This window comes from Aeromicrobium sp. (assembly GCF_025965075.1).
GTDB lineage: Bacteria > Actinomycetota > Actinomycetes > Propionibacteriales > Nocardioidaceae > Aeromicrobium.
Window position 1 is genome coordinate 1 of the sequence record NZ_JAOPXQ010000112.1, and the last position, 10,927, is coordinate 10,927.

At 71.9% G+C, this 10,927-nt stretch carries 15 protein-coding genes; 2 read left to right on the top strand and 13 right to left on the bottom strand.

Annotation, left to right across the window (positions count from 1 at the left end; genetic code table 11):
- Nucleotides 1–11: 11 nt before the first annotated feature.
- Entirely contained in the window at nucleotides 12–356 is a 345-nt protein-coding gene (locus JWQ91_RS07265) for a hypothetical protein (protein WP_297782195.1), read from the bottom strand.
- A gap of 14 nt (nucleotides 357–370) precedes the next feature.
- Nucleotides 371–532, bottom strand: coding sequence for a DUF3117 domain-containing protein (locus tag JWQ91_RS07270; protein ID WP_019145023.1), 162 nt, complete (start codon nucleotides 530–532; stop codon nucleotides 371–373).
- 106 nt (nucleotides 533–638) lie between these two features.
- Here JWQ91_RS07270 and JWQ91_RS07275 point away from each other — a divergent pair, with 106 nt between their 5' ends.
- Nucleotides 639–1,442 (top strand): enoyl-CoA hydratase-related protein, encoded by an 804-nt coding sequence (locus JWQ91_RS07275; protein WP_297782196.1) that lies wholly within the window; start codon nucleotides 639–641, stop codon nucleotides 1,440–1,442.
- 4 nt (nucleotides 1,443–1,446) lie between these two features.
- Here JWQ91_RS07275 and JWQ91_RS07280 read toward each other — a convergent pair whose 3' ends face one another.
- The 6 genes from JWQ91_RS07280 to JWQ91_RS07305 all read right to left on the bottom strand — a co-directional run bounded on the left by JWQ91_RS07280 (nucleotide 1,447) and on the right by JWQ91_RS07305 (nucleotide 6,110).
- Nucleotides 1,447–2,040 carry a hypothetical protein gene (locus JWQ91_RS07280; protein WP_297782197.1) on the bottom strand — a complete coding sequence of 198 codons (594 nt, stop codon included), beginning with the start codon at nucleotides 2,038–2,040 and terminating at the stop codon, nucleotides 1,447–1,449.
- A gap of 79 nt (nucleotides 2,041–2,119) precedes the next feature.
- The gene (locus tag JWQ91_RS07285) at nucleotides 2,120–2,683 is read right to left on the bottom strand and encodes a DNA-3-methyladenine glycosylase I (RefSeq protein ID WP_297782198.1); all 564 of its coding nucleotides are present in this window, start codon (nucleotides 2,681–2,683) and stop codon (nucleotides 2,120–2,122) included.
- A gap of 53 nt (nucleotides 2,684–2,736) precedes the next feature.
- On the bottom strand, nucleotides 2,737–3,465 hold the full coding sequence (locus tag JWQ91_RS07290; RefSeq protein WP_297782199.1) for a TIGR00730 family Rossman fold protein: 729 nt from the start codon (nucleotides 3,463–3,465) through the stop codon (nucleotides 2,737–2,739).
- Nucleotides 3,466–3,475: 10 nt separating this feature from the next.
- Nucleotides 3,476–4,537 (bottom strand): succinyl-diaminopimelate desuccinylase, encoded by a 1,062-nt coding sequence (gene dapE / locus JWQ91_RS07295; protein ID WP_297782200.1) that lies wholly within the window; start codon nucleotides 4,535–4,537, stop codon nucleotides 3,476–3,478.
- Between the two features lie 37 nt (nucleotides 4,538–4,574).
- On the bottom strand, nucleotides 4,575–5,249 hold the full coding sequence (locus JWQ91_RS07300; RefSeq protein WP_297782201.1) for a VOC family protein: 675 nt from the start codon (nucleotides 5,247–5,249) through the stop codon (nucleotides 4,575–4,577).
- A 36-nt stretch (nucleotides 5,250–5,285) separates the two neighbouring features.
- Nucleotides 5,286–6,110, bottom strand: a complete 825-nt coding sequence (locus tag JWQ91_RS07305; RefSeq protein WP_297782202.1) for an aminoglycoside phosphotransferase family protein — start codon at nucleotides 6,108–6,110, stop codon at nucleotides 5,286–5,288.
- Between the two features lie 59 nt (nucleotides 6,111–6,169).
- Here JWQ91_RS07305 and JWQ91_RS07310 point away from each other — a divergent pair, with 59 nt between their 5' ends.
- Nucleotides 6,170–6,766, top strand: a complete 597-nt coding sequence (locus JWQ91_RS07310; protein ID WP_297782203.1) for a hypothetical protein — start codon at nucleotides 6,170–6,172, stop codon at nucleotides 6,764–6,766.
- A gap of 3 nt (nucleotides 6,767–6,769) precedes the next feature.
- Here the strand turns inward: JWQ91_RS07310 and purE are convergent, their stop codons facing one another.
- From purE to JWQ91_RS07335, 5 genes are read right to left on the bottom strand one after another with little or no spacing between them, the layout of a single operon-like run.
- Entirely contained in the window at nucleotides 6,770–7,288 is a 519-nt protein-coding gene (gene purE, locus JWQ91_RS07315; RefSeq protein WP_297782204.1) for a 5-(carboxyamino)imidazole ribonucleotide mutase, read from the bottom strand.
- Nucleotides 7,281–8,408 (bottom strand): 5-(carboxyamino)imidazole ribonucleotide synthase, encoded by a 1,128-nt coding sequence (locus tag JWQ91_RS07320; RefSeq protein WP_297782205.1) that lies wholly within the window; start codon nucleotides 8,406–8,408, stop codon nucleotides 7,281–7,283. The genes purE and JWQ91_RS07320 overlap by 8 nt, the downstream gene beginning before the upstream one ends.
- A 10-nt stretch (nucleotides 8,409–8,418) precedes the next feature.
- Nucleotides 8,419–9,408, bottom strand: coding sequence for an adenylate/guanylate cyclase domain-containing protein (locus JWQ91_RS07325; RefSeq protein ID WP_297782206.1), 990 nt, complete (start codon nucleotides 9,406–9,408; stop codon nucleotides 8,419–8,421).
- Entirely contained in the window at nucleotides 9,395–9,907 is a 513-nt protein-coding gene (locus JWQ91_RS07330; RefSeq protein ID WP_297782207.1) for a PH domain-containing protein, read from the bottom strand. Before JWQ91_RS07330 ends, JWQ91_RS07325 begins: the two co-directional genes overlap by 14 nt.
- Nucleotides 9,908–9,920: 13 nt before the next feature.
- Nucleotides 9,921–10,727 (bottom strand): biotin--[acetyl-CoA-carboxylase] ligase, encoded by an 807-nt coding sequence (locus JWQ91_RS07335; RefSeq protein WP_297782208.1) that lies wholly within the window; start codon nucleotides 10,725–10,727, stop codon nucleotides 9,921–9,923.
- Between the last annotated feature and the right edge of the window lie 200 nt (nucleotides 10,728–10,927).

A 10,927-nucleotide genomic window follows, 5' to 3' on the forward strand; every position in this document is an offset into this window, starting at 1 on the left:
ACCCGCCGGTGTCAGTCGTCGGTGTTGCCGTGCTCGAAGTGGCTCGACGACCGGAAGCCGGCCGGGCCACGCACGACGCCGATGATCTCGCAGGGCTCGATGAGGATCGGCGCGGAGCCGATGATCCTCGACCCCGCGGACTCGGCAGCGTCCTGCTCGAACGACGCCTGGAACGCGGACCGGGCCTCGTCGGACACGAAGACATAGCTGCCCTCGAACCACTGGCCCTTGTGGGCGCGCCACGTCTTGAAACGCAGTCCCTCCAGACCGGCGAACCGGGCGTAGGACTCGTCCTCGACATAGGCCCGGAGAGCCTTGAGAGTGCCCTTCCGTGCGTCGGTCAGGGACCAACGCACCGTCAGTCCGTACATCAGACCGCTTTGAGTGCGTCGCCGAGTGTGGCAGCTTCCTCGTTGTTGAGCTCGACGACCAGACGGCCGCCGCCCTCGAGCGGAACGCGCATGACGATGCAGCGTCCCTCCTTGGTGACCTCCATCGGGCCGTCTCCGGTCCGTGGCTTCATGGCGGCCATCAGTTCCCCTTCCGTCCTGGTGCTCCCGCCGAACCGGCAGGGAGCGTGCCTACCATTATCGCCTATGCCCGGTCCTCATTCGACCGCAGTCCCTCAGGAGCCACCCATGAGCACTCCCACCGCCCCGCCGATCACGTACGAGGTGACCGCCGGGGTCGCCACGGTGACCCTCGCCAGGCCCGACGCGATGAACTCGCTGACCCTCGCCACGAAGGTCGCACTGCGCGACGCGCTGCACGCCGCCGCGGCCGACAGCGCCGTCCGCTGCGTGGTCGTCACGGGCTCGGGACGGTCCTTCTGTGTCGGCCAGGACCTCAAGGAGCACGTCGCCGGGATGTCCGGGGACGACTCCCTCGGGACGCACGACACGGTCGCCGAGCACTACAACCCCATCGCGACCGCGATCGCGACGATGCCCAAGCCCGTCATCGCGGCGGTCAACGGGATCGCGGCCGGCGCGGGCTCGTCGATCGCCTTCGCGTGCGACTTCCGCGTCCTGGCCCGGTCGGCCGGCTTCAACACCGCGTTCGCCGCGATCGCGTTCTCGTGCGACACCGGGGCGTCGTGGACCCTGCCCCGCCTCGTGGGGCACGCCCGGGCCACGGACCTGCTGATGCGGCCCCGGACGATCTCGGCCGACGAGTCACTCACGCTGGGCCTCGCGACGTCGGTCGTCGACGACGACGAGCTCGTCGACGCGGTGGCCGCGCTGGCCGCCGAGCTGGCCCAGGGGCCGACGCTGGCGTACGGGGCGATCAAGCGGGCGCTGGCCTTCTCCGCGACGCACGACCTGCCGGCATCCCTCGAGCACGAGGGCCAGAAGATGGCGCTGACGGGCGCCTCGGCCGACCACGTGACGGCCGTCGAGGCGTTCCTCGCGAAGGAGAAGCCGGTCTACCAGGGGCGGTAGACGCTCAGGCGAGCCTACGCTCCTGCTGGCGGCGGAGCTCCTCGGCCGCGGCCTGCTCCCACGCCAGCAGCTCGGCGCGGACCTGCAGCTCGGCGCTCTCGCTCACGGCGAGGGCGTCCTGGGCGGTCATCAGGTCGACCCGGGCCGACTCCAGGTCGGAGCGCGCGGAGCCGACCTCTTCCTGCAGGGCGGCGTTGCGGGCGCGCTCGGCCGACACGCGCTCACGCGCCTGGGCGAGCTCGATCTCGGCGGTCACGAGGGCGTCGCGCAGGGCGGCGATCTGGGCGTCGCGCAGGCTCACGCGCTGCCCCATCTGCTCGGCGAATGCGATGTGCTCGCGGGAGCGGGCGACGGCGACGATGCGGTTGTCGTCGGCGATCTTGGCCCGGTCGTGGGCCCAGTCGCGGCGCATCTGGGCGATCTCGTCGGTCAGCAGGCGTCCGGCGACGACACCCGTCACGACGGCGAACGCGGTCGCGCCGATCAGGACGGGCACCGTCGCGATGACGATGCCGACGACGGCGACGAGCACAGCGGCGGCGAGGAGCAGGATCGCGCCGAGGGCTCTGCGGGAGCGGGGAATTCTCCGGTTGGACATGTCCGGATCGTAGGACGAACCGGTGCCCGATTCGGGGAGGCACGCCCTGACGGCGTGGGACGGATGTGCCGGGTGTGACCTAGTCCACGCGGGCGACACAGCCCGCGATGTGGTCGTTGACCATCCCGGTGGCCTGCATGAGGGCGTAGGCCGTGGTCGGTCCGAAGAAGCGAAAGCCCCGCTTCTTGAGGGTCTTGGCCATCGCGACGGACTCCGGCGTCGTGGCCGGCACCTCGGCGTACGACCTGGGTGCCGGCCTCGGCGGCGGCGCGAAGGACCAGAGCAGGTCGCTGAACGACTCCTCCAGCGCCAGCAGGGTGCGGGCGTTGCTGATCGTGGCCTCGATCTTCATGCGGTTGCGGATGATGCCCGCGTCGTCGAGCAGGCGGGAGACATCGGCCTCGCCGAACCCGGCCACGACCTCGGGGTCGAAGCCCGCAAACACCTCCCGGAAGCGCTCGCGCTTGCGCAGGACGATGGCCCACGAGAGGCCCGACTGGAACGCCTCCAACGACATCCGCTCGAACAGCTCACGGTCGCCGCGGAGCACCCGCCCCCACTCGGTGTCGTGATAGGCGATCATCGCCGGGTCGTCGCCCCAGGGGCACCGGGTCACACCGTCGGGCGAGCTGGTCAGCGTCATGGCCGCAGTCTGGCAGCCGGCGCCGACAGACCGCCGGGACGGGCAGGCAGACGTCAGCTGTCCTGGGCGATGAACCAGGACACCGCCTCGTCGACGTCGTCCGTCAGGTGCAGCATGTCGATGTCATGCTCGCCGACCTTGCCGTCGGCCAGCATGCTGCCGCGGAGCCAGTCGACCAGTCCGCCCCAGTACTCGGTGCCGAACAGCACGATCGGGAACGACGTGACCTTTCCGGTCTGCGTGAGCGTCAACGCCTCGAACAGCTCGTCCATCGTGCCGAAACCACCCGGCAGGACGATGAACCCCTGGGCATACTTGACGAACATCGTCTTGCGGACGAAGAAGTAGCGGAAGTTGACCCCGAGGTCGACCCACTCGTTCATGCCCTGCTCGTGCGGCAGCTCGATGCCGAGGCCGACCGACACGCCCCCGCACTCGCTCGCGCCCCGGTTGGCGGCCTCCATCGCGCCGGGGCCTCCCCCGGTGATGACGGCGTAGCCGGCGGCACAGAGCTTCGCCGCGATCTGGTGCGCGTTGTCGTACATCGGGTCGTCGGGCTTGGTCCGTGCCGAGCCGAAGACGCTGACGGCGGGCCCGAGCTCGGCGAGCGCGCCGAAGCCCTCGATGAACTCGGCCTGGATGCGCAGCACCCGCCACGGGTCGGTGTGCACCCAGTCGGTCGGTCCGCGCGAGTCGAGGAGCCGCTGGTCGGTCGTGCTCTCGGGGATCTGGTTGCGTCGCATCTGGACCGGCCCCTGCCGGTGAGGCGTCCGGTCGGTCATGCTGCCTCGCTCATGTGGTCAACCATCTCGTCAGGGTCTCGAGCACCCGGTGCAGGTGCTCGACGGGGACCCGCTCGTCGGCCTTGTGGGCGTAGATCGGGTCACCGGGACCGTAATTGACCGCGGGGATGCCGAGCAGGGTGAACTGGGCGACGTCGGTCCAGCCGAACTTCGGCCGCGGCTCGGCGCCGACGGCGCGTACGAACGCGGCGGCGGCCGGCTGGGTCAGCCCGGGCATCGCGCCGGGCGCCGAGTCGGTGATCGTGAGCCCGAAGCCCTCGAACACCTCCTGCAGGTGCTGGTGCGCCTGCTCCTCGGTGCGGTCCGGCGCGAACCGGAAGTTGACCGTCACGACGGCCTCGTCCGGGATGACGTTGCCCGCGACGCCGCCGCGGATGCCCACCGCGTTGAGGCCCTCGCGATAGACGAGCCCGTCGATCTCGACCTCCCGCGGGACGTACGCGTTGAGGCCGTCGAGGACCGGCGCGAGGGCGTGGATCGCGTTGCTGCCCATCCACGACCGCGCCGAGTGCGCCCGCTCCCCCGCCGTACGGATCTCGATCCGCATCGTGCCCTGGCACCCGGCCTCGACCCCGGCGTCGGACGGCTCCATCAGGATCGCGAAGTCGCCGGCGAGCAGCTCGGGCCGCTCGCGGGCGAGCCGACCGAGCCCGTTGAACTCGGCGGCGATCTCCTCGCCGTCGTAGAACACGTAGGTGACGTCCCGGACGGGATCGGGCACCGAGGCGGCGAGCAGCAGCGCGACGGCGACGCCGCCCTTCATGTCGCAGGAGCCGAGCCCGTGGAGGTTCCCGCCCTCCAGCCGGGACGGCCAGTTGTTGTTGGCCGGGACGGTGTCGAGATGGCCCGCGATGACGACCCGCTCCGCTCGTCCCAGGCGCGTGCGCGCGACGATCGTGTGGCCGTCGCGGACCACCTCCAGATGGGGGTACGTCCGCAGCGCGGCGTCGACCGCGTCGGCGATCTCGGCCTCGGCGAGGCTCTCGGACGCGATGTCGACGAGGGCCGCCGTGAGGCTGACGACGTCGGAGGACAGGTCGAGGATGGCCACGGGCACCACTGTGCCACGACGCCAGCCGACGCCGCGGTCAGCGGGCGTCGAACACGCAGAACTCGTTGCCCTCGGGATCGGCCATGACGGTCCACCGGGTCTCGTCGGTCGGGGTCGCGAGCACGGTCGCTCCCGTGGCGAAGAGGTCGTCGACCGTGACGCCCTCGTGCAGGGTCACGTCCCAGTGGAGCCGGTTCTTGACCGTCTTGGGCTCCGGCACCGGCACGAAGTCGAACGACTCGACCGGGGCGCCGGGGATGTCGTCGAGGTGGGAGTAGCCGTCCTCGTGCGTCAGGGTGCCGCCCCAGACGTCGGCCCACCACCGCGAGACGGCCTCGTGGTCGACGGCGTCGACCACGACGTCCTTGAGCCCCGGTGGACGGTCGTCGTGGACGAAGACGCAGAACGCGTTGCCCTCCGGGTCGGCGAACACGGTCCACGGGAGCTCGCCGTCGGCCGACCGCTGCTCGAGCCCCGCGAACGGCTCGAGCGAGGCCGCGACCAGGTCGAGGTGCACCCGGTTCTTGACCGTCCTGGCCTCGGGGACGAGGTTGATCCAGGTCGTCTGACCGGGGTCGTCGCCGCGGAGCACGGCGTCGCCGTCGTCCGCGAAGACCTCACCGGTCAGGTGCAGCGCGCGGGACCAGAATCCCTCGATCGCCGCGACGTCGTTGGCATCGATGCACAGGTCCTTGAAGGTCACGAGAGCCATGCGCTCACGGTAGTACCGCCCACGGACAGCGGCGACTCACTCCTGGACGGCCTTGATGACCGCGACGGCGATCGACGCCCGCTCGGTCCCGCGGCCCCCCGCCGTCAGGGTCGCGGCGGTCTCCCGGACGATGACCCAGTCGCGGGCGCGCTCCTCGTCCAGCCCGGCCGTGTCGATCACGGCGTGGAACCGCCGCCGCAGCGTGCCGCGGACGTCCCCGGACGCCGCGACCTCGTCCCACCGGTGGGACAGCAGGGGTGTGACCTCGGCGTGCGGGTCGCCGGAGATCGGCCGGGGCGAGATGACCGACCACGGCTGCCGGTCGCCGGCCAGGACGTTGCCATAGTGCAGGTCGCCGTGCATCATGACCCCGTCGGTCGCCGGGTCCGCCGCGAACGCCCGAGCGAGGTGCGCCGCCTGCTCGACGATGCGTCGGGGCAGCGCCCCGGAGCGACTGCCGGCCAGATCGGCCGCCCACCCCGCGGCGTACGTGCTGAGGCGCGCCAGCTGCGGCGGCGCGGGGACGTGCAGCCGTCCGTACAGCCCCGCGACGAGCTCGCACGCCTCGACGTCCCACTCGCCGGTCAGGTCACGTGTCGAGAGACGTTCCAGCAGCAGGGCTCCGCGGCGCGGATCGGCGCGCAGGAGCCGCGCGGCGCCCCGGCCGTGCCAGTGCTGCAGCGCCAGGGCCTCGTGGCGCGCCTCGTCCGGCGGCCCGACCTTGAGTGCCGCCGGCCCGTCCGCGGTCAGCACCGGCACGATCGCGGAGGGGCCGGCCGGCGACGCCCCGTCGACCACGAGGTCCCACTCGTCGAGCAGGGCACGCACCAGCCGGGCGAGGTCGGGCGGCTGCGGGCTCATCCCTGCAGCCTGTCACCCGACAGGGAGCGCAATGTGGATCCGTGGGACAGACTTGCGCCATGACGAGCTCCTTCGAGGGTCACATCGCCGGGCTGGGCACCGCGTCCGGCACCCGGATCGTCATCGGCATGTGGGCCGAGAGCCCCTACGGCGCCTTCGCCGACGTGATGCTCGAGGACCCGTCGGGGCACCGCACCCTCATCGCGCCGCGTCAGGAGATCGCCGACTTCGTCGCGTCGACGTACGCGTTCGACGAGGTCCGGGTCGAGCCCGTCTCGGTCGAGTGCGGGGCCGAGTGGTCGGTGCACACCCGTTCGTTGCAGGTCAGGTTCACCCCGGGCCGGCGCCACTGGGTCTCGCCGCTCCTGCGGCTCGTGCCGGCTCCCCTGCGGCGCTCCGCGTGGTGGGCCCGGTTCTGCAATCCCGTCGCGTCCCGCCTGATGCCGGGCGTCCAGACCCATGGGACGGCCGGCGGCGGTCGGTCCGAGTGGTACGCCGCGACGGGCGTCCGCAAGCTCGTCGGCGGACGCGCGACGTGGCTCGGCGAGGAGCTGGGTGCGCTGGCCCCGGTCACCCCGCCCGTGCGGTTCGGGTTCGCATCCGCCCCGGCGCAGCCGACGCTGACGGCCCTGACGTCGTACGTCTCCGAGGCGTAGTCGCTAGCGGAAGCCGGCTCCGTGGCCGGACGGGTTGCGGACCTTCTCGCCCTTGGCCCGGGCGGCATCGGCCAGCTCGCCCTGGAACGCGATCATCCGCTCGGTCAGGGCTGCGTCGCCGGCGGCGAGGATGCGGACCGCGAGCAGCCCGGCGTTGCGGGCGTTGCCGATCGAGACCGTCGCGACCGGCACGCCGGCCGGCATCTGGACGATCGACAGCAACGAGTCCATCCCGTCGAGGTGCTTGAGCGCGACCGGCACCCCGATGACGGGCAGCGGCGTGACGGCGGCCAACATGCCGGGCAGGTGGGCGGCGCCGCCGGCCCCCGCGATGATGACCTCGATCCCGCGGCCGTGCGCCTCGCGCCCGTAGGCCAGCATCTCGTCGGGCATCCGGTGAGCCGAGACGACATCGGCCTCGTAGGCGAGGTCGAACTCGCCGAGTGCGGTCGCCGCGGCCTCCATCGTGGGCCAGTCGGAGTCCGAGCCCATCACGATCCCGACGCGAGGGGTGTCAGTCATGGGGTGCTCCTACCGTGAACAGTGCTGCGGCACGACGCGCCCGGGCGAGCACGTCGTCGAGATCGGGGCCGTACGCCGTCACGTGGCCGACCTTGCGACCGGCCTTGACGGGCTTGCCGTAGAGGTGGACCTTGACGTCCGGCTCGGCGGCGAGCACGACGGCACGCTGCGCCTCGAGGTCCTCGACCGCACCGCCCAGGACGTTGACCATGACGGTCCACGGCGCGCGGGCATCCGTGCTGCCGAGCGGCAGGTCGAGGACACCGCGCAGGTGGTTCTCGAACTGGCTCGTCACGGCGCCGTCGATCGACCAGTGGCCGGTGTTGTGCGGGCGCATCGCGAGCTCGTTGACCAGCAGGCGGCCGTCGGTCGTCTCGAACAGCTCGACGGCGAGGATGCCGGTGACGTCGAGCTCGGTCGCGATGCGCTCCCCGAGCTCGCGCGCCCGGTCGGCCAGCGCCGGGTCCAGGTCGGGGGCCGGGGCGACCACCTCGGCGCAGACGCCGTCGGCCTGCCGGGACTCCACGACGGGATAGGAGCGGACCTCGCCTGACGGCGACCGAGCCACCAGCGCCGAGAGCTCCCGACGGAAGTCGACGAGCTCCTCGGCGAGCAGCGCGCGGCCCGAGGCGAATGCCTCGTCGGCCTCGGCCGCGGAGCGTGCGACCCAGACACCCTTGCCGTCGTAGCCGCCGCGGGTCGTCTTGACGACGGCCGGGTAGCCGAACTCCTCGAGGTCCGCCGAGGTCTCGATCATGCGGTGGCGGGGGCACGGCACGCCCATCGCGGTGAGCCGCTCCCGCATGGCGCCCTTGTCCTGCGCGAACAGCAGGGCGTGCGGACCGGGCCGGCAGGCGTGGCCCTCGGCCTCCAGGGCGCGCAGGTGCTCCGGCGGGACGTGCTCGTGGTCGAACGTCACGACCGGTGCGTCGGCCACGACGGAGCGCAGCGTGTCGAGGTCCGTGTAGTCACCGACGACGTGGTCGGGGACGACCTGGGCCGCCGAGACGTCGGGACCCTCCGCGAGGAGCCGGACCCGAATCCCGAGGCCGATGGCGGACTGCTGCATCATGCGGGCCAGCTGGCCTCCGCCGATGACCGCGAGCTCAGGTGTGGGCACGGAGCCCAGCCTATCGGGACCGGAACCCGCGGCGTTCGCTCACCGTGATCGGCGAGACGTTGCCGAAGCCCCGCAGGGGTCGCGGCGGCAGGGTCCGGGTGTCGAACTCGCCGTCGAGCCCCGCGGCGGTCTTGTCGTCGACCAGGACGCGGTTGCTGCGGGCGACGTGCGACAGCCGGGCCGCGAGGTTGACCGGGGGGCCGAACACGTCACCGAGACGGCTGATGACCGATCCCGTGGCCAGGCCGACACAGATGTTGGGCAGCTCGGGACGCGACGCGATCTGCGTGACCATGTCCAGCGCGGTGCGCGTGCCCTCACGGGGGTTGGCCGTGACGAACAGGACGGCGTCGCCCAGCGTCTTGATGACCCGGCCGCCGTGGGCCGTGACGATGTCGGCACAGCGGGTCTCGAAGTTCTCGACCAGGGCGCCGAGGCTGTTGTCGTCGAGCCCGTTGGACAGCGACGTGAAGCGGGACAGGTCCGCGAAGCCCACCGTCATGGTCGTCGACAGGAGCTCCGCGTCGGCGGCACCGAGCGCCTCCATGCGCGCGGCCGCGGCGGCGAGGTGGCGCCGCCAGGCGTACTTCATGAGCTGTTCCCAGCCCGGGGCCGCGGCCTCGGCCAGCTCGACGGCGGCCTCCAGCCGGCTGGAGGCCTTGCCGCTCTCGACGTCCCGCTCGACCTGCTCGACCAGGGTCGACACCTGCCAGTCCGCGAGCCGGGCCATCGTGGACCCCAGCGCCCGGGTCATCCGGAAGACCGTCTCCTCGTCCAGCAGCCCCGCCTCGAGCGCCGTCGCGACGGCCGCCACCGCGACGACGTCACCCTCGCCGTAGGCCACGGCGTCCCCCGTGTCGGGGAAGCCCAGGGCCCGCCAGAGCCGTTGGCCGTCCTCGAGGCTCAGCCCGCCCTGGTCGGTGACCTCCGCGCCGGTCAGGGTCAGCGAGCCCTCCAGGATCAGCGCGGCGAGACTGTCCCGCAGCTCAGATCGCTTCATCGTTCTTCGTCGTGTCGTGCTTCTCGAAGACCAGGTTCGTCACGGTGCGGTGGAACGCCTCGATGTGCGGGATGTCGTTGAGCTCGAGCCCGGCCTGCTCGCTGGCGTCGTGGATGATCAGCGTGCCGCAGCCGAGGATGCGGTCGTTGAGGTTCTTCTCGAAGGCCACGTCGTTGATCCGGCTGAGCGGGATGACCCGGCCCGTGCGGGTCAGCAGGCCCTTCTGCTCGACGAGCCGCTTGTTGGTCAGCGTGTAGGTCCAGGTCAGCCACTTGAGGAACGGCAGGAGCGAGCCCCACAGGATCAGGATCAGCGCGAGTCCCACGATGACCCAGCCGACGACGTTGTCGCCCTGGTCGCCGATCTTCGCGATCAGGTAGCCGGCGGCCACGCACACCACGAGCAGGATCAGGAACGGGATCAACAGCACCTTGACGTGCGTGCGCGTCGTCGCGACGGTCTGCTCGCCGTCGACCATCAGCTTGCGGGAAAGGCTCATGGCCCTGATTCTCTCACTCCGAGGGACGCACGTGGGTGACATCGCCCGCGCTGATCGCCCGACCCCCGACCAGGAGCCGGCCCAGGTCGTCGATCCCGGTCGCGAGACCGCGCAGCGGCTCGGCGTCGGGCAGCGACACGGTGACCTCCGAGCCGATCGTGACGCACCGTCGGACGTACGACTCGCGGATCCCGCCGGCGGGGTCGCCGCCCGACGCCGACCAGGCCCGGTAGAGCGCCTCGAGGTTGCGCAGCAGCGCCCGGATCACGATGGTCCGGTCGGTCTCGGTCGCGCCCTCCAGCGCCAAGGAGGTGGCGGTCTCGACCGGCAGCTCGTCGCGGCGCATCGAGACGTTGAGGCCCACGCCGATCACGGCGGCGGCGCCCTCCGGGGTCTCGACCCGCTCGAGCAGGATCCCGGCGAGCTTGCGGCCCTGGACCAGCACGTCGTTGGGCCACTTGAGGCCCGAGGCGACCCCGCACTCCTGCACCGTCGCGTCGACCGCCAGCCCGACCAACAGCGGCAGCCACACCCAGCGGGCCGCCGGCACCGCAGGTCGCAGCAGCACCGACACGATCGCACCGGACCCGGCCGGCGCCTCCCACACCCGGTCGAGCCGGCCCCGGCCCGCGGTCTGCCGGTCGGTCGTGTGGACCGTGCCCTCGGGAGCACCGGCGCGCGCCACCGCGGCGACGTCGGCGTTGGTGCTGCCGGTCTCGGCGGTCACCACGAGGTCGGTCCAGAAGCGACCCGGGCCGGTCAGCGCCGCTCGGAGTGCCGTGGCATCGAGGGGCGGGCGGTCGAGGTCGCGATAGGACATGAGAACAGCCTCACATATCGGATCCGGCCTCCGGTCGTTACTCTGACCTCCGTGAGTGAACACGAGATCGAAGCCAAGCCAGAGCTCCACACGACCGCGGGCAAGCTCGCCGACTTCATCGACCGGCGTGACACCGCGCTCGTCGAGATGGCCGAGCGCGCGCACGAGAAGCAGTCCGCCCGGGGTCGCCAGAGCGCCCG